The following is a 16767-nucleotide window of genomic DNA, read 5'->3' as shown; positions in this document are numbered from 1 at the left end:
GGGCCTCGACCTCGGGCACCGCGGGATGTCGGCGTCGTCGACGGTCCAGACAGCTTCCGTGAATGGCACGGCGCGGGGCTGGCGACCATAGCCGACGGCACCCAGGATTCCGGTCAGGACGACACTGCGTCGTTAGAGGTGGCATCGAAAACCTCGCGGCTGGCCCGCCTGGTCGAAGACATCGACCAGTGTGTAACTCCTACTTCGGTGACGAAGCCTGCGACTCTTCAGCATCCTCGTTAAGCCACCGCTGCCACGTGCGGCGGTGCTCGTCGAGGAAGAGACCCCTCTGCAGGCGCATGGCTCCCTCCGGGCCGACCAGCATCGTGTTTCCGCGAGGGAGTCGTCCATCCGGTACCGCTCCTGCGAAGTGTCGCTGGTCTCCTTGAAGCAGCTTCGGCCACTGCTTGGAAGGTTGAGCGATGAGTACGGGGTCGTCGCGGCGGGTCTGCCAGACGTTGACGCAGAGCCTGGTCACCTGGACGGTGAGTTCGTGCAGGTGGTGGAAAATGAAGTTGAGCGTATCGAGGGCATCTTCGGTCAGCATGGCCTCTTCTATTGCCCGCGAATAGGTGATGGCGAGGCTCTCACCTTCGGTCTGAGCTGGGTGGCGGGGCAGCGGGTTCACGATGCCCGTTGCGCGTTTGGGGTCGCGCATCATGAGCGTTGTCCGGGTGGCTCGGTGGACCTGGGTGTTCCGGAAATCAAGCGTCCAGTCGAGCCAATCGCCACCATCGGCCGCAAGAACACGAACCCTCTCCAAGAGGTCGAGCTGAGCCCTGCGCCCGCCGTCGGTGCCCGTGAGGAAGGTCTTGACCTTCTTCTCGTCGGCGCTCTTGCGGACTATGGCCCAGTCGGCGCGCACAAGTGGTGTGGCCAGCCCGGCCGTGCCGACGATGAGTCCGACAAGTGTGTCTAGCACGCTACCGGTTGCACGAAAGAAACCGGACAGGTGCGCATCAATTTCGACCGATCGGTTCTGGTCCTGGTCAGTCAACTGGCTGAGCATCTCGGGCTTTCCCTGACCGGCTCGAATCCGTGCGCCGAGCCTCATGCCTTCAGTGGTCCACGCGGACTTGAGCTTGTCGCGGTGCATGACGGTTTGCTCGAGGTTCGATGCGGTGGAGTGTGTCAGGCCGACCAAGTAGTCCGCGATGAGGATGGATCGCGGTGCGTCCAGGTCCCTCCACCAGGAGATGCCGCCCTGCGGGCCGAGGTCTTCCAGGACCATCGTCGACAGAGCGGCGAGGACGAGCTTGGCCGGGCGGATCTGGTCGGCGTAAACGGGCATATCCCATATCCAACCATCCGCCACCGACAGACAAGCCGAGTCGACCTGAAGGCGCCCGAGTTCTGGCTTTTCGTCGTGCTGGCTGATGACCTGCTGGCCTTGGCTGCACGCGCCGGGCATGACCTCGACAAGTTACGCCGCCATCCTCAGCCCACCCACCTGCGCGGTCAGGAATGGGATGAGCAGGTAGTGGGTCCGCGCCAGGTCGGCGTTGCTCAGGGAGCGGTGTGCGTGGCCGACGCCGCATGTGCGCAGCAGTCCCGGGATGTCCAGCGTCGAGTGAGTTCAGCGGGGTGGCGCGCGAGGACTCGTGCTTGGTATGCCGGGCAAGTGCCAGCGCCCGTTCTCAGATAGCCTGCGGATCATCCTGACCACCAAGCCGAAAGCTGAGGCACTGGGATGAGCCCATCAAGCTCGAAGGCGCGACGCGCTGCTCGGGCAGCGAAGGTGACTGCTCGTAGCGTCCAGAGTTCCGGCGTCGTCAAGTGCTACATCGAGCGGTTCGAGAATGCGGTCGGCATCCCTGATCTCCGCCTTCGTGAGAAGTCGACCAAACGGCTCGTGCGGGTTCTGACGGACAAGCAGACGTTCAGGTCAATCGCGCCGCTGTCGAACCTGTTGCAGGACTGCTACGCGCATGGAGGCGGCCTCGTTGAGCCGCGGAGTCGTGCGGAGCACATCGCCATCTCTGCGCCGATCGTGAGGCAAAGCGATCAAGAGATTGCTGTGGCGTTTGAGAGATTCTCGGTGAAGGTCCACATCGTCACGGCGGACGTCGCATCCCCTCCGACCTCTGTGTGGGCATACATCGAGGAATACTCCACCGAGGATGGGGCCCTTGGCCTGCGTCTTCGGCAGAAGGTCACCGGCCGGAAGATCGAGATGTACGGCAAGAACCAGGACCACCTGCTGACATTCCTCAATAGCCCGCAATTCACAGGCGCCAATACACACATGGCGAACCTCTATGAGAAGGATGGCTTCGACGACTACGTGCTGGTTTCCGGAGGCGCGGCTACAGACTCATACGACGTGGCGCTCTTCAAAGACGGTGCCGAACTTACCTACTTGCTTGGTCCGACACCCGACACTGCGTACCGGGATGCATTCCGCGTGCTGATAGAAGAGTCCGCGCCCGAGGCGCACGCGCGCACTGCGCAGTCGCACTTCGACAGGAGCCGCTATCGGGAGGCCGTGCTCTCCGCGCGGCTCGCTGTCGAGACGGCGTGTGGCGGACGTGGGCCCGATGTGAAGCGTCGGCTTGATGACGCTCCCGCTGATGTCACGACTGCGGGTGATGCTCTGTACGGGAAGCGCCATGTCGCCGTCCATGAGGGTGACACACGAGTTGAGCAGCCCGACGCCATACAGGCGATCCGTGCGATGCACCGCATCCTTGCCTACCTAGAGTCAAATCCTTCTTAGACCTCGCTTAGAACGGTCGGCGTGTCCGCTATGCCTGACCTGCCGGTTCGGGGCAGGCTGCGGGCTCGTGATCGAGGATTTGGTGCCTAACCTGCTGTGGGAGCAGTGGCGCCGTTGCGCCTCGCGCTAGCGCCGCAGCTGGAGTGCACGTGAAAGGCCGTCTCCCGAGAGGGGGACGGCCTTTCGTGGGCGGCAACCGGAAATCATCTGGCGTGGTTGCGCCCACCACCGGCGCCAACGATAGGCGGTCGATCGACATCGCCCATCCCTGCTGCGGTAGGGAGGCCCCGCTCCTCGCGCTCTTGAGCCAAGCGTGGTGAGCCCGCCGGAGCAGTCGCCCGCAGCCTGATGTGTAGTGAAGTCCCAGGTCAGCTGCCAATTCGTGCCACGTTCCCACGTGTTCGAGCAGGTCAGAGAGCTGAACCGTGCCACGTTCCGGGCGTCGGCCCCGAAGGGGGTGATCGCGGCACGCTTATGGCACGTTTTGGTACGCTGAGGGACGTCCAGCGACGTCTGGATACGGGAGCCCGGCGATGCGTCCGGAGCTCTGACCAGCCAGAATGGGTTTGACCAGGTCGGACGATCACCACCCGGAGATCACACGGAGAAGTACTTCGCTTCTGGTTCATAGCCTACGGATGCGTCGGTTCACCGCTGAGCCGCTCGCGCTTCCGAGCGACCTGGGTTGCTGTTACTTCGGGCGGCCGGTTCTGGCAGTCTGGGATTCTATGGTCTGTCGAGCGAGTGTGTCCGCGCCGGGGCAAGTCTTCGCAGGCCGGCCGTACCGCTGCTTAGGGATCAGCCTCGTGACCACGCAAACCTCTCGGGCTGCCCCAGAACCTCCACCTCGGCGGCGGGGACTCGTCTTTGACTTCGAACTCTCGATCGAGCTCGTTGATCATGACTTCGATCAGAGCCCTCTCGTGATCATCTGAATCCTTGAATCCGGGTCTTTGCTGAAGAATGGTCTCCTTGAGCGCCCGTCGAAACCATGCATCGTAATCCTCCATTGCGGCCCTAACCTCTGGCCCGGCCACAAGCTTCATGTTCCTTTCACGCGAGTCTCGTTCGTGTGTACACGCCCCGAGGTCACTGGCGAAGGCTGCTAGCCGCTCCGTCGGCTGCAGATCGGCGCCGGTGCTCTCCATCCATGCGGTGGCGTCGTCAATTACCTTCTGGGTCTGCGTGAGGAAGTCCACGTAAGAGGTGCGTCGGAGGTCAGCCCTCGCCTGTCGGCGATCGTCGTGCCGCGCCTCGCGTTGCCAGGTGTGTGAGAGTCTCGCGGTGACCAATGCGACAACGCTCGTGATCGCCACGCCACCAAGGGCGCCGACCACACCCGTCCAGTCACTCAAGGCCATGTGTCACGGTCGCACGACGCGTTACATCGCGAAACGGCTTCGGCGGGTGAAACTAAGCGCGTGACGGCCGTTCGATGGTGTGAGAAGGGGGCAGGCGTGTTCGGAGATGATGGTCCTAGCTGGTTCGACTACGTGACCGAGACGTGGGACGTGCCCGATGACCTCCAGGCCCCTTCGTCGCACACGGAGACGAACTTGACGATTCAGCTCCTGACTTGTCCGGCGCTGAATCTTGACCGCCAGGCCGGCAGGTTCCTTGTCGCGGCGTTGGCTCAGCACGACTTCGTTGTGGAGCGTCGGTCGCGAGCAACGACGGATCCCCGGTGGTTCGCGGCACAGTACGAGGTCGGGCAGCGTGAGCAGCAACAGATCCTCGCTGCCCTGCTCCGCTTCCGTGATCTGGAACAAGCCGATCTGCCCAATGGCGAGGTGGGCGCTCTGCGGCGCGCTCGACGGCGAGAGGTCGAGGCAGAAATCGAAGCGGCGATCACGGCGTACGAAGTTGCGATGAGCAAGGGCTGATCACCTGTGGACTGCTCGATCAGGCAGGCGTGGTGCGCAACCGGCTCAGCGCTTGCGGAATCGCGATGCGTGCGTGGTGATGAGGTCTCGCATTGGCGCGATGTCTTCGGGTCGTAGCGCTCGCTTCGGCACCAGGACAGGTGTCGACAGAACGGCTGGCGAGACGTAGAGCACGAACGCCGTCGTGGACTCGATCGCGAGGTCGACCGCACCCCACGTGTACCTCGAGGTCACGACGTCTTGTTCCACAGTGATGCCATCGGGTGCGACCCGGCAGCTCGTGGGACGCCGGCCGCCTCGCTGCGTCTTCCAGGTCCAGCGGGGCAACGAAATCTGGGCGAGGAAAAGGCAGACCAAGAACGTGAGCGGTGCGAGCAGCAGCAGTGTGGAGATGGCTCGGCCGATGGGCTCGTACCGCCAGCCAATAGCCAGCAGCATACCGAGCACCCAAACTACGACGAAGAGAAGCATGAGCCCACGCGGCACCCCAGCCGAGCGGACGAGTGCCTTCATGTCGCGCGGCTCAGGGTTCCACTGAGCGGAGATCGCCCGCGTGCTGATGGAATTCTCAGTGTTCACGTGCGGAGTTTGCCACGATTACCCGGCCCTCGTGCGCCTGGTTAGCCACTCGTCCCAGCGATCGCTAGGAGTCGCAGAGGCGCTCGAGGTCCTGCCACGGGTCTCGCGCCGCGAGCGATGTCGACCTGCTGTCGACAACGCGGTGTCAGTTAGCGGGCGGAGGCGCAGCTGATGCAAGTGCGGGCCGTGGGCCGGGCTAGCAGACGGTCACCTGCGACTGGTTGTCCGCAGCGTTCGCTAGCCGTAATTGCCGGCGGCGATCCTCGCGAGCGCGGCGTCCACGTCGGCCAGGTGGTTCCTTGCCGCAGCAAGCAGCAAGCAGCATGCTCGCCTGCGAGCGCTCGAAGGCGATCGTCGATCCTTCGGGGTCGTGTTCGTCGTCGGACGCAGTCAGCTGCGATCTCCACCATCGAGGCAATGTTGGCGGAAAGAGAGGAGATCAGGTCGGCCGTGCGCTGGCGATCGGCGATCAACAGCCCATGGATCTCAGCAATCGGAGGCATTCTCCCGCCGCCCTCCTCACAAATCTCGGGCCTGTTGACTCTCGCAGGCTACCGGCGACGGTCGCCCGCCAGGATCTCAATTCGGCGGGGGGCGCCGTCGTTTACTCCCCATGGCTTCCTGACCCGTATCGGCCTGAGGTTGCTGCGAGCCACGAACGTGGGTGGTCAGGACCAGGGGCAGTGGCGGGTGATCGGCGAGGCCGGCGCCAATGGGAAACAACGTGCTGAACCGCCGCCTGTGTGGGTGCGCGGGGATGGCCAGGGGCAACCGCGTCTGGGTGCAGCTTCCATTGGGCGCTGAGTCGAGGAGCAAGAACCCCACCCGCGACTTTCGGGCAGGCGCACCGGGGCGGTGGACACGATCACCTCGGCACAATGCGCGAGCCGCCGTCGAACCGCAGCCCAACCTCCTGAGTGCCATCTCGCCGATCGAACCATTAAGCAGCACGGCGCGGCGACGAGTTTGGTGATGGTGCCGTCGTGGGTGTCATGACGCTGGTAGGTGCCGCATCTGCGTGGGACCCTGAACCCATGAACCAGCACGCGAACCTCCAATGCCCGTGGGATGCCCACGTGCGCATCTCCAGGGGGCGTCGATGCAGGTCAGGGCAACTTCCATGGTTTACACCGTGGAAGCGATGAGGCCCGGACCGACCTGCCAGAGGGCGACCCGGATTCGGGCATCACGATTGGCGGTTGGCGATCCCGCCGCGCGGGCGACCCGTCGATGGAGAAGTAGACCGGTAACCTCGACTTCGAGCAGGCACGAGTCCTGCCTCGCGAATCACGACCAATCCGTCGAGGTCCCAAACGGCTCCCGCCAGCGGGAGCGGCAGACCGGCCCGATTCCCCCACAGTTCCCCCAAGGCACCCAGCCCGACGGTGAACCACGAGGTCAGGGCCACATGACACGTTTCAACGTCTGAGCCGGAACAGGACTTCGGGAGCGTCAGAACTCAATTCGAGCGATCTCCGATGGCCCCAGGGTCAGATGCGTCCGAGCATGGCAAAGCTGCTAGCCCGAAGACAACCGATGCTGAATCCAGCGCCGTGCGCCACGAACCGCCACCTCTCGATGCGGGCTTGGGTACTCGACGGCAAGACGGCGCCACTGGCCATAGAGGGTTGCAGCAAACGCCGTGATGGCATCCGGGGTCGCGCTGGCGTGCTGCATGCCCCAGGTGCCGGACACGAGGTGCTCGGCCTCGGCGGGCTCATGCCCTTCGCCGATCAACCGGGCGACCAACAGGGCGACGTCGACCCAGGGTGGTCCGGTCCGGGACCAGGCCCAGTCGATCAGACGAACCTGGTCGCCGTAGACAAGCAGGTTGAGCTGATGGATGTCGCCGTGGACCAAGGCGTCCCCGAGCAGGCTGCTCGGCACCTTGTGGTCGAACTGGATCAGCCGGTCGAGGTGCTGTATCTCCCACGCGTCGAGCTGGTCCGCGTTGTTGTCCGCGAGCCACTGCCAGCCCGCCAGGCGCGCGTACCTCTTCCGGAGCGGCGACGCACCAGCCGCAGGGCTCGGGGTGAGCTGTTGTGCGAGGTGCGAGAGGGCATCGACCACCGCCGGGATGTCTGGTGATCCTGGTGTGAGGTCGGCGTGCTCGCCGGGCACGGTCTCGTACCCGGCGAGCAGCCATCCCTCGGAGTGCACGACCCACAGCAAGCGCGGCGCATCATCCACCGCGTCTCGCAGTCGGGTGTTGATCTGGATCTCGTGCTCATGAACGGTCACCAGCCGGTCGTAGTCGGGAACGCCTTTGACGAACACCGTCCCGTCGGCCGTGTGCAGGAACGCGGCGAAGGTCGAGTTGCGGCCCGCCGACGGCGCCTCGGTACGGAGCACTGGCCCGGTTCCCGCCTCGACGGCGTGGCGCAGTGCGGTGGGCAGCTCCTCCCATGAGCGGCGGTGCATCGTCTCCTCGTGGCTCCTAGTGGTGGGTCAGGGTGCGGTGGAGCTGGTGCAGCCCTGGTGGCACTGGGAACAGGCAACGGAGTGCGCGGTGGGCCATAGGTCGGTGTCGACGTAGAACCCGGCTTCGGCGATGGCGTCCACGGTGTACTGGATCGCCTCGTGCGCGGACTCACCTCGGGTGGTCGGATCTTGGGGGTCGGTGGGGACGTGGTGCAGGAACCGGCCGGCGACCTGCTCGCAGAAGGCAGCGTAGTCAACGGTGTGCAGGATGAACTCGTGCTATCCCGGGTCCACGATCTCTGACGGAGACAGCGGTCGGCCCTGGTGGGTGGCGCTGGTGGCCAGGAACGCGAGGGCCTGGTCGACGACGCGGGCCGCCATGTTCAGGTCGTGGTCGTGTTCCTCGGCGACTCGCTGGACGAGTCGGTGGAACAGGTCGGGGTCGACGAGCGAGCGGCCCTCTCGCAGTTCGCGTGCGGTGGTGGTGGTCATGTGCTTCCTCCTCGTTGTACGGGGTGGTGCTGGACATGCCCGCAAGGGGCGGGCTTGCGGCTGGGTAGTGATGCGGGGGTCTGGGGCGCCACCCAGCCGCAAGATCAGTGGGGACCGGCTATAGGCCGCTCAGGGGTAGTTCGAATCCGGCCGGGCCGTGTCCGGTGACGCTGCGCCATTGCGCGCGACGGCGGCCCTCGTCGCCACGCGGGTAGGGCAAGCCCGCCTCTAGTGCGGCGGTCTCGATCGCACGCATCGTGATGCCCACACCGGACGGGATCGGTGCGTGCCTGACCCAGCGGCCGTCCTGGAGGGTCCACGCTTCACATCGAGCCAGGTCCGATCCGATGCCGTGCCATACCCGCAGCACGACCGGTCCGGGAGCGGTCTGCTCGGCGGTGGCAATCTGCGCGGCGAGCGGGGAGAGTGAATCGTCCACAGCAGGGACAAGGGACGCCAGGACAGCCAGGGCGCCAGCTTGGTCGATGGTGCCGGTGGTTTCGTCGGCGGCGCTGCGCACGATCGTTGGCGCGTGTCCCATCGCGACTGAGCGTCCGGCCCAGGCCAGCATGTCGAGGTCGTTGACACCGTCCCCGACCGCCACCGTCCGATCCGCGCGGATATCCAGGTGGGTGCGGACCGCGTCGAGGGCGACAGCCTTGTTGACGCCGGGTGCGGTGATGTCGAGCCAGTCAGCCCGTTGCGGGGCCACCGTGACCCCTGTGGCGCGGAGGGTGTCGCTATAGCGGCGAAGATCAGGGGCGGTGAGCGCGATGCGAGTCGCGGGCTCTGCCATCAGATCGGCCAGCAGGACGTTCTTCTGGTGCCCGTTGAGCTCACCCGGTTCGAACGGGCTGCTGGTGCGCCAGCCCCACCCGATCTCCTCGATCGCCACCCGCACGGCCGGCGCTACGTCCACGGCGCGCCGGATGACGGGTGCGGGATCGAACATGCGGGCCTCGACGATGTCGTAGCCGGACGGTGCAGACGGGTCCAGGTGAATGGTCAGGGCTCCGTTTGAGCACACCGCCCAGCCGTGGGCGAGTCCCAGCCGGGTAGCGATCGGCAGCAGCCCCGCCAAGGATCTGCCCGTGGCGAGCACAATTTCGTGGCCGGCCGCACGAACAAAATCCAGCATCTCGACCGTCCCGGATGGAATCCGCCGATCGCCGTCTATCAGCGTGCCGTCGATATCCAGGGCAACGAGCACCCGAGCGGATGTGGCAGTCACGGCACTCATAGGGCCACGACCTGCCGCAGCGCTGAACGCACCTGGACTTCCAGACCGTCGCGCTCACCAGTCCACAGTGTGTGCCCGGGAACGAACATGCGGTGGTCCAACGGGGACTCGCACCCCAGGGCTCGCGCGATCTGCTCTCCGCGGTTGATGTCCGTGGGCTGTAGGCAGATCCGGCCACGGGTGAGCGTCACGATCTCGATCTGGTCCGGACCCACAGTCCGCAGAGCGTCCGTGGCGGCGGCCATGGCGAAGATGAGTTGATCCATGGCAGTGAGCCCCCCGTCATCGGGGCTCGGTCGAACTCTCATCGTGTTCTCCTCTGTCCGATACAGGGGCGACGGGTCGCGCGCCCTCGGCTCCCTGGCTCGGCAGTCGATTCCGCGCCGAGCAACTTCCGAAACCTTACTGCCATTTCAATAAGGTGCCAAGGATTAGGTCCGGAACTAGAGGCAGAGGCTCTACGTGCTTGCGACGTAGAGTGAGTCCGCGCGTCGGCTCTTTGCGCAGGCCGGAGCAGGTGTGAAACGGAGCAGAGGAGCGATCCAGGATGAGCAGCGACGGGCAGTGGACAAGCGTGTCCCTGCCGTACGTGACCGGCGAGCCGGTCGATGCCTGGGCTGCAGAGGCCAAGGCTCATGGCGGCAAGGGCACGCAGCGGCTGGTGACCGTGGACATGCGGCCCGCTCCCGAGTCCGTCGCCCGTGCTTTGGGGCTTCAGCCCGGTGAGGAGGTAGTGCTGCGCTCCCGTGTGATGCTCCTGGACGACCGCCCGGTGGAGCTCGTTGACTCCTACTACCCGGCCTCGATCGCCCGCGGTACTCGGCTGGCCGAGATGGGCAAGATCCCCGGCGGCGCCGTCGCGCACCTGGTAACTCTGGGCTACCCGTCTCGGCGGGTGGTCGAGGACGTCACCGCCCGCATCGCGACCCCAGCGGAAGCCGGGGAGTTCGGACTGGACCTTCCGGCCGCGATAGTCGAGCTCTCCCGAGTGATCCTTTCCGACAACGACCAACCGGTGGAGGCCAGCGTGATGATCTCGCCGGCCGACGCCCGCAGACTGCGCTACGAGATCACTCCGTGAACCATCGGACACGTGCCGGAGTAGGCCATGCCCCGCGGAACTGACCAGCGGCCTCGCCACGAGCAGGTCGCCGCTGAGCTGCGCGAGCAGATCCTCAGCGGTGATCTGGCGCCAGGGGCACAGCTGCCGTCAACCGCCCAGCTCATGGCTCGGTTCGACGCGGCGAACGCCACCATCCAGCGCGCACTGAAGTCCCTCAAGGACGAAGGGTTCCTCAACAGCCGTGTCGGCAAGGGTGTCTACGTCCGCAACCAGCCGCCACTGGTCATCGACACCGGCGCCTACCTACCACCGGACGGATCGTTCTCCTACGAGCTGATCGACGTCGAGACCGTCAACCCGCCAGCCGACGTCGCCACCGCCCTGGGACTTGCTGACGGAGAACAGACGGTGCGGCGCCGCAGGATCCTGCTCCACGATGGGCAGCCGCTAGAACTCTCCGCCTCGTACTACCCAGCAAGCCTCGCCGAGGGCACACCGCTGTCCGGGCCGGGCAAGATCGTGGGCGGAGCGCCCAAGGTCTTCACGGGCCTTGGTCTGCCTCCCCGTGCCTTTGTCGATCGGGTCTCAGCAAGGCCTCCGACGCGAGAAGAGGTCGAGACACTCGACCTACCCGTACGTGCCCCGGTGATCCGCCAGCTCCGAGTCGTGCTCTCCGACGATGACCGGCCAGTCGAAGCATCAGTACTGGTCAAGGGAGCGCACCTGTACGAGCTCCAGTTCAAGCGCCTGGTACCAGACTCGGACTGAATCCCGTGACCAAGGCATGCAGGTGGCCCGGGTCGAGCACGCGCATGATCACTCCTGCTGTGTCTCGTTCTGCACCCACTCCAGGTACTTCTGATGTCCTCCGATCACGGGCGTCACCAGAACCTCCGGGACATCGTAGGAGTGCTCGCGCACGATGTACTCGGTGAGCCGATCAGCGAGGGCGGCTGTGGTCTTGAACGTGACGCGCCATTCTTTGTCCTTCTGAACCGCGCCGTCCCAGCGGTACACGCTTGTGACCGGGCCTTCGGCCTGCGCGCATGCCGCGAGCCGTGCTTCGACAGCCGACGAGGCGAGAGCCTCAGCCTCCTCCACAGCGTCGAAGGTCGTCGCAACTTGCACGAACTGAACATCGCCAGGACTCTTCCCCATGGCAGCGAGCGTACCGGCGCGAGCGGAGCATACTCAGGCTCTTATTCTGTCGGGACGTCATTGAAATCGGGCAGGTGGTCGTCGAACGTTGCGAGCCGTCCGCGATCGGCGCTATCGCGCCGGCCCGCAGTCGATTGAGCAAGTCCAACCAGTTCTGCCCGCCGGGCATCGGGTTCGGCGAACGTGAGCGGCACGAGCCCCCACTTGAGTTGCGATAGCGGACTCGAGAAGCCCTGCCGGGCTCGCGCGCACGCTCCACAAGTAAGACCGCGCGCAGCCACGAAGGACCTAGGACGCGGACGCCGGAACTGTCGGCCCGTATCGCCATTGCGCCTTACATGTCGCGGTAGCGCTTGGCTTCGGCGAGCTTGGTCGCGAGCTCGCCGCGGAAGACGGGGCGCCCGGTGTCAGGATCGGTCTCGCTGAAGTATGGCCGGGTGTACGCGGGAGTGTCTCGCTGGAATCGCCATCCCTCGGACAGGGCCCCGGCGTCCAGCGTGTCGTATCCGATGGCGTCAAGGAATTCGGTGACCGTTTGCTTCGCGGCCGTGTCGTCTCCGGCGATGGCCAGGGTGGACCGGTCTGGGGAGCCGGAGGGTCGCGCAAGGCTGGTCAGGTGCGGGTAGTAGATGTTGTTGAATGCTTTGACGACTCGTGATTCGGGCAGGTGTGCCTGAAGAAGTTCCGTGGTGGTGGTGGACTCGTCGTCGAGTTCTGAGATATGACCGTCGCGTTCTGGGTAATAGTTGTTGGTGTCGATCACGGTCTTGCCACGCAGCTCTGCTGCTGGCACGTGTGGGTAGGCCTTCAGGGGAATGGTCACGACGACGAGATCGCCTGCCGCGGCCGCTTCTGCGGGGGTGGCGGCTCGCGCTCGGGGGCCGAGCTCGCGGATGAGCTCGGTGAGGGTTTCCGGGCCTCGGCTATTGCTGAGCACCACGTCGTAGCCTGCGGCGACGGCCAGGCGGGCGATGCCGCTGCCGATGTTTCCGCTTCCGATCAGTGCGATGGTGGACATGAGGTCTCCTTTTGGTCTGCGGCGCACGTGGGCGCCTGCGCTGGTTGCGTGGCTCCTGGTCCGTCGGTTCAGGAGCACCGTCGTGGTTCAGATCTCGAGGTCGAGGACGGCGATGTCGGCGGGCTGCCGGAATTCGAGGATGGCCGTGGCTACTTCCATGTGTCGCGCGTCCGTGGAGAACGCGTCGAGCGCTGCCCCGTCTTCGAATTCGGCGACGAGGCCGAAGTCGAAATTACCCTCGATGCCGATGTCGGCACCGGCCCCAAGGGCGCGCAGCCCAGGAATCACGCCGACGAGTGCTTCGAGGCGATTGATCGCATCCTGGACGCGTTCCTTCGAGGTGCCTTCGTTGACGCGGAAGAGAACGATGTGTCGAATCATGGTGGGTTCCCTTACTGGGCGGTGTATCCGCCGTCGATGACGAGGTCGGTCCCGGTGACAAATCGGGACTCGTCGCTGGCGAGGAAGAGGACCCCGTAAGCGATGTCGATCGGGTCGGCGGCAAACCCAATAGGTATCTTCGCGAGGACCGCCTCGGTGACCTCCTTAGAGAATGCCTGCATGATCGGCGTGTTGATCAGGCCTGGGTAGACCGTGTTCACACGTACTCCCGTCCTGGCGACGTCGAGCGCGATCTCCTTGGTGATCGCGCGCAGCGCGCCCTTCGTCGAGGAGTACGCGACGGAGCCACCGCTGATACCGCCGACGAGGCCGGCCGCAGAGGAGACGTTCACGATCGATCCTGCCCCGATGGTCTTCATCTGCGGCATGACGGCTTTAATGCCAAGAAGTGTGCCGGTGATGTTCACGTTCAGGATGCGGGTGACCTCTTCGGCGTCGACGTCCCAGACATCCTCGCGGGTCTTGCCGGGCATTGCGGCGTTATTGATCAAGATGTCGATCTTTCCGAATGCTTCGACGGCATTTGCGACGACGCTGACCCAGTCGCTCTCACTGGCGATGTCGTGCTCGAGTCCGAGAACGGCGTCGGTGCCCAGCTCCGAGTTGATCTCCGCGACAGTCCCTGCGAGCAGGGCGTTGTTGAGATCGGTGGCGATGACCTTCGCGCCTTCCTGGGCGAAGAGTCTCGCTTCGACCTTTCCTTGTCCGCCGGCTGCTCCTGTGATGAGAGCGACCTTATTGTCTAGACGTCCCATGGCGTCCTCCTTTGTGTCGTGCACCGCGCTGCGGTGAGAGTGGTGTTTTCAGGCGACGACCGGTGCGAGCCGGCGGTGCTTTCCGACGAACAAGGTGCCGAGCACCGCCGCGAGGGCGATGTAGAAGGCGGTGGTAAATGCTGCCTGTCCCGCGTCGACGGTCTGAGCCACGGAGAGGGCGCCAGGCCGTGCCGCGTTTGCCCCAATCGTGTACACGGAGACGAGGACAGCGCCTCCGGCGGCGCCGGCGAGCTGCTGCACGGTCGTGAAGGCCGCGCTCCCGTACGGGTAGAGCTCGGCGCGTAGGGATGACAGGGCGAGAGTGGTGATTGGGGCCCACATCATCGCCTGGGACGCAGAGAGGACAAGGTATGTCGCGAGGTACATCCAGACACTGTGGTTCTCGTCCAGAGTGCTGAGGAACCAGATGCTCGCGGCCCAGACGATGCCGCCGGGAACGACGAGCGGCCGAGGGCCGAAGCGGTCGTAGATCCGACCTCCCGCCGCGGAAACGAGTGCGATCACGGCACCACCCGGGACAAGGAACAGCCCGATCGCCAAGGAGCCCAGCCCCAGCGACCCGGTGAGGACGAGGGGGAGGACCAGGCCGATGCCGAAGGCGTTCAGACCGATGAACACCATGATCAGCAGCGGCACGACGAACGACGTGGTGCGGAAGATCCGCATGTCGAGGAACGGGCCCCGGTTCTGGCGGCGTAGTGCGACCTGGCGCAGGGCGAACGCGACGATGCCGAGGACACCGACCACGATCGGGACAAAGGGTGAGACGAGCGCATGGCCGGAAGCGGACTCGCCGATCGAGGACAGGCCGAAGACCAAGGCGCCGAACCCGATGGCGGACAGGACGAGCGAGAGCACGTCGAGCGTCGCGGGTTCCGGTGTGGTGACGTTCTTGAGCTTCACGGCCCCCAGCACCAGTGCGATCACTGCGACGGGGAGGACGAGGATGAACAGCCACCGCCACGGGAGGAATGACAAGACGAGTCCGGAGACGCCCGGGCCGAGGGCGGGAGCGATCGCCGGTACGGCGGTGACCAGCGCCATGATGCTGCCGCGACGTGCTTCGGGAACCAGCCGCATCGCGGTCGTCATGAGCAGTGGCACGAATACTGCTGTTCCCGCCGCCTGGATGATGCGGCCGGTAAGCAGGACGGCGAAGCCAGGAGCTACGGCCGAGATCGCGGTACCGATGATGAACAGGGTCAGTGCGGTAAGGAAGATCGCTCGCAAGTGGAAACGACGCATCACGTAGCCGGTCGCAGGAATCAAGACTGCCAGCGTCAGCAGGTAGCCCGTCGTCAACCACTGGCCCGTCGACGGAGTGATTCCCAGATCGGTGATCAGGGTGGGCAGCGCGACACCCAGCAGCATCTCGTTCAGAAGCACGACGAAGGTAGAGCCCATGAGGAGACCGATGACAAGGGCACTGCCCGGGGCGAGCCGCTCGACGCGGCTCCGTTCTTTCGGTGGCGGGGAGACGGCAGCGTCAACTGAGGTCGTATTGGCCATGTCGATGTTCTCCAGACAAGTGATGAGGGGAAGAAGGCCGCGAGACCGAAGAGGCTCCAGCTCTGGGTGGGCAAGGCCCGGCTTCGTTGGATGGGACGCAGCGCCCCGGGAAGCCCGTGCTAGGACGCGAGTTCTCGGGCGACCAGCCCTCGATGGGCTAGTTCTGTCCTGGTATTCCGGCTATGCGCGGGTCGAGGCCGTACTGCGGCGGGGCCCCGAGGTGTTCACGAAGAGTGGTGCCTTCGTAGTCCTCGTGAAAGAGGCCTCGTTCTTGAAGGATCGGAACGACCTCGTCGACGAACGTGTCGATGCCGTCTTCGTAGGTGTCGATCGACACCCAGAATCCATCGACGGCGCCAGCCTCGAACCACTCCTGCATGTGGTCGGCGGTGACCGCGGCAGGGCCGACGGGGGTGGGGTGGTAGTCGATCACGCCGTGGGCGAGGACCTCACGGATCGTCCATCCTTGCCGCGCGATCTCCAGGGCCCGTGGCGCGCGGGGATCGAACGGCGTGGCACGGGCGCTCGCGAGCTCCTCGCTGGTCAACGTGTCGTCGATCCGGCGAGGATCAAGGCGAAGGCCGAGCATCTGTCCCAGGTAGGGGACGCTCTGGGGGAAGACGTTCGCGCCGAGCACCATGCGGCGCTCGACAGCTTGCCGAACCGTCGGTGCGACTGCGGGCATGACGCCGGCGAAGAACTTGATCTCGTCGGGGTTGCGTCCCGCATCTGCCGCGGCCCGACGCGCGGCCTCTCGCTGAGCGCGGGCATCGTCGATCGTGAACGTCGACCCGATCACGCCGGAGGCGTAGCGGCCGGCAATCGTCAGGCCGTATTCACCACCACCTGCAGAGAAGAGCACGGGCTGTCCCTGTTCGGACGGCGGGATCGGCAGCGGGCCGCGGGCCGCGACGTACCGCCCCTGGAGATCTATGGGCTGGACTTTTGCCGGGTTCGCGAATCGCCCGGTGGTGGTATCAGTGATCCACGCGTCTTCTTCCCAGCTGCCCCAAAGTGCCTGCACGATCTGGATCACCTCGTGCGCACGCCGGTACCGCTCAGGGCGTTCTGCGATGTGTTGGCCGAAGTTGGCTGCCGCGCTCGGGTCGCTCGTTGTCGCAGGGTTCCATCCGGCTCGTCCGTGGCTCATGACGTCGAGCGCCTTGAATTGGCGAGCGAGGTTGTACGGCTCGGTGAAGGTGGTGGAACCGGTAGATACCAATCCAATCCGCTTCGTGCCCCGAGCGACAGCCGCCAGGGTGAGGAGAGGTTCGAGTGTCATCACCGGTGCCCCATGAGTGAGGTCGCCCACAAGGGCAGGGCTGTCCGGCAGGAAAAGGAACTGGATCTTGCCGCGCTCAGCAGCCTGGGCGTACCGCACCATGGCGTCGAAGTTCGCGTAGTTCTTGGGGTCGACGTTTGGCGCACGCCAGGAGGTCGCTTGCGCACCATAGCCGTTGCCGAACTGCATGCCGAGCAGCATTTTTCGTGTGGTCATCTGTGTTCTCCG

General features: G+C 65.1%; 18 protein-coding genes. 4 read left to right on the top strand and 14 right to left on the bottom strand.

Going from position 1 to position 16767, the window contains the following annotated elements; translation table 11 throughout:
- Nucleotides 1-199 precede the first annotated feature (199 nt).
- Nucleotides 200-1411 (bottom strand): hypothetical protein, encoded by a 1212-nt coding sequence (locus LUU90_RS05830; RefSeq protein WP_275002385.1) that lies wholly within the window; start codon nt 1409-1411, stop codon nt 200-202.
- A 327-nt stretch (nt 1412-1738) separates the two neighbouring features.
- Between LUU90_RS05830 and LUU90_RS05825 the strand changes: the two genes are divergently transcribed.
- Complete coding sequence (locus tag LUU90_RS05825; protein WP_275002384.1) at nt 1739-2716, top strand: hypothetical protein; 978 nt, start codon at nt 1739-1741, stop codon at nt 2714-2716.
- 791 nt (nt 2717-3507) lie between these two features.
- Here LUU90_RS05825 and LUU90_RS05820 read toward each other — a convergent pair.
- Nucleotides 3508-4032, bottom strand: a complete 525-nt coding sequence (locus LUU90_RS05820) for a hypothetical protein (protein WP_275002383.1) — start codon at nt 4030-4032, stop codon at nt 3508-3510.
- 141 nt (nt 4033-4173) lie between these two features.
- On the opposite strand from LUU90_RS05820, the gene LUU90_RS05815 reads away from it, so the two are divergent.
- A complete protein-coding gene (locus tag LUU90_RS05815; protein ID WP_275002382.1) occupies nt 4174-4599 on the top strand; it encodes a hypothetical protein in 426 nt (141 codons plus the stop codon).
- A 45-nt stretch (nt 4600-4644) separates the two neighbouring features.
- On the opposite strand, the gene LUU90_RS05810 is transcribed toward LUU90_RS05815, so the two are convergent.
- The 6 genes from LUU90_RS05810 to LUU90_RS05785 form a co-directional block, all read right to left on the bottom strand.
- Entirely contained in the window at nt 4645-5178 is a 534-nt protein-coding gene (locus LUU90_RS05810; protein WP_275002381.1) for a YcxB family protein, read from the bottom strand.
- Nucleotides 5179-5327: 149 nt separating this feature from the next.
- Complete coding sequence (locus LUU90_RS05805) at nt 5328-5588, bottom strand: TraR/DksA C4-type zinc finger protein (RefSeq protein ID WP_342469718.1); 261 nt, start codon at nt 5586-5588, stop codon at nt 5328-5330.
- Nucleotides 5589-6696: 1108 nt separating this feature from the next.
- Nucleotides 6697-7530 carry a phosphotransferase gene (locus tag LUU90_RS05800; protein WP_275002380.1) on the bottom strand — a complete coding sequence of 278 codons (834 nt, stop codon included), beginning with the start codon at nt 7528-7530 and terminating at the stop codon, nt 6697-6699.
- 348 nt (nt 7531-7878) lie between these two features.
- Nucleotides 7879-8091, bottom strand: a complete 213-nt coding sequence (locus tag LUU90_RS05795; RefSeq protein ID WP_275002379.1) for a hypothetical protein — start codon at nt 8089-8091, stop codon at nt 7879-7881.
- A gap of 118 nt (nt 8092-8209) precedes the next feature.
- Nucleotides 8210-9322: an HAD family hydrolase gene (locus LUU90_RS05790; protein ID WP_275002378.1), complete on the bottom strand. Its 1113-nt coding sequence runs from the start codon at nt 9320-9322 to the stop codon at nt 8210-8212.
- 5 nt (nt 9323-9327) lie between these two features.
- Entirely contained in the window at nt 9328-9597 is a 270-nt protein-coding gene (locus LUU90_RS05785; protein ID WP_275002377.1) for a hypothetical protein, read from the bottom strand.
- A gap of 281 nt (nt 9598-9878) precedes the next feature.
- Between LUU90_RS05785 and LUU90_RS05780 the strand changes: the two genes are divergently transcribed.
- Together LUU90_RS05780 and LUU90_RS05775 are read left to right on the top strand one after the other, a co-directional pair.
- The gene (locus LUU90_RS05780; protein WP_275002376.1) at nt 9879-10412 is read left to right on the top strand and encodes a GntR family transcriptional regulator; all 534 of its coding nucleotides are present in this window, start codon (nt 9879-9881) and stop codon (nt 10410-10412) included.
- 27 nt (nt 10413-10439) lie between these two features.
- On the top strand, nt 10440-11162 hold the full coding sequence (locus LUU90_RS05775) for a GntR family transcriptional regulator (RefSeq protein WP_275002375.1): 723 nt from the start codon (nt 10440-10442) through the stop codon (nt 11160-11162).
- Between the two features lie 48 nt (nt 11163-11210).
- On the opposite strand, the gene cutA is transcribed toward LUU90_RS05775, so the two are convergent.
- The 6 genes from cutA to LUU90_RS05745 all read right to left on the bottom strand — a co-directional run bounded on the left by cutA (nt 11211) and on the right by LUU90_RS05745 (nt 16755).
- Nucleotides 11211-11552, bottom strand: a complete 342-nt coding sequence (gene cutA, locus LUU90_RS05770) for a divalent-cation tolerance protein CutA (RefSeq protein WP_275002374.1) — start codon at nt 11550-11552, stop codon at nt 11211-11213.
- Between the two features lie 334 nt (nt 11553-11886).
- Nucleotides 11887-12570, bottom strand: a complete 684-nt coding sequence (locus LUU90_RS05765) for an NADPH-dependent F420 reductase (protein ID WP_275002373.1) — start codon at nt 12568-12570, stop codon at nt 11887-11889.
- 87 nt (nt 12571-12657) lie between these two features.
- A complete protein-coding gene (locus tag LUU90_RS05760) occupies nt 12658-12951 on the bottom strand; it encodes a Dabb family protein (protein ID WP_275002372.1) in 294 nt (97 codons plus the stop codon).
- Nucleotides 12952-12962: 11 nt separating this feature from the next.
- Nucleotides 12963-13727 carry an SDR family NAD(P)-dependent oxidoreductase gene (locus LUU90_RS05755; RefSeq protein WP_275002371.1) on the bottom strand — a complete coding sequence of 255 codons (765 nt, stop codon included), beginning with the start codon at nt 13725-13727 and terminating at the stop codon, nt 12963-12965.
- A 48-nt stretch (nt 13728-13775) separates the two neighbouring features.
- The gene (locus LUU90_RS05750; protein WP_275002370.1) at nt 13776-15152 is read right to left on the bottom strand and encodes a DHA2 family efflux MFS transporter permease subunit; all 1377 of its coding nucleotides are present in this window, start codon (nt 15150-15152) and stop codon (nt 13776-13778) included.
- Between the two features lie 262 nt (nt 15153-15414).
- Nucleotides 15415-16755 (bottom strand): NtaA/DmoA family FMN-dependent monooxygenase, encoded by a 1341-nt coding sequence (locus LUU90_RS05745; RefSeq protein WP_275002368.1) that lies wholly within the window; start codon nt 16753-16755, stop codon nt 15415-15417.
- Between the last annotated feature and the right edge of the window lie 12 nt (nt 16756-16767).

It is taken from the genome of Promicromonospora iranensis, assembly GCF_028994775.1.
GTDB lineage: Bacteria > Actinomycetota > Actinomycetes > Actinomycetales > Cellulomonadaceae > Promicromonospora > Promicromonospora iranensis_A.
Note: the sequence above shows the minus strand (reverse complement) of the source record. Positions and strands in the feature narration are given on the sequence as shown.

Coding starts and splice junctions, on each gene's coding strand:
- LUU90_RS05830 (WP_275002385.1), bottom strand. CDS start 1,411: ATGCCCGGCGCGTGCAGCCAAGGCCAGCAGGTCATCAGCCAGCACGAC.
- LUU90_RS05805 (WP_342469718.1), bottom strand. CDS start 5,588: ATGGTGGAGATCGCAGCTGACTGCGTCCGACGACGAACACGACCCCGA.
- LUU90_RS05795 (WP_275002379.1), bottom strand. CDS start 8,091: ATGACCACCACCACCGCACGCGAACTGCGAGAGGGCCGCTCGCTCGTC.
- LUU90_RS05785 (WP_275002377.1), bottom strand. CDS start 9,597: ATGGATCAACTCATCTTCGCCATGGCCGCCGCCACGGACGCTCTGCGG.
- LUU90_RS05780 (WP_275002376.1), top strand. CDS start 9,879: ATGAGCAGCGACGGGCAGTGGACAAGCGTGTCCCTGCCGTACGTGACC.
- LUU90_RS05775 (WP_275002375.1), top strand. CDS start 10,440: ATGCCCCGCGGAACTGACCAGCGGCCTCGCCACGAGCAGGTCGCCGCT.
- cutA (WP_275002374.1), bottom strand. CDS start 11,552: ATGGGGAAGAGTCCTGGCGATGTTCAGTTCGTGCAAGTTGCGACGACC.
- LUU90_RS05765 (WP_275002373.1), bottom strand. CDS start 12,570: ATGTCCACCATCGCACTGATCGGAAGCGGAAACATCGGCAGCGGCATC.
- LUU90_RS05760 (WP_275002372.1), bottom strand. CDS start 12,951: ATGATTCGACACATCGTTCTCTTCCGCGTCAACGAAGGCACCTCGAAG.
- LUU90_RS05755 (WP_275002371.1), bottom strand. CDS start 13,727: ATGGGACGTCTAGACAATAAGGTCGCTCTCATCACAGGAGCAGCCGGC.
- LUU90_RS05750 (WP_275002370.1), bottom strand. CDS start 15,152: ATGGGCTCTACCTTCGTCGTGCTTCTGAACGAGATGCTGCTGGGTGTC.
- LUU90_RS05745 (WP_275002368.1), bottom strand. CDS start 16,755: ATGACCACACGAAAAATGCTGCTCGGCATGCAGTTCGGCAACGGCTAT.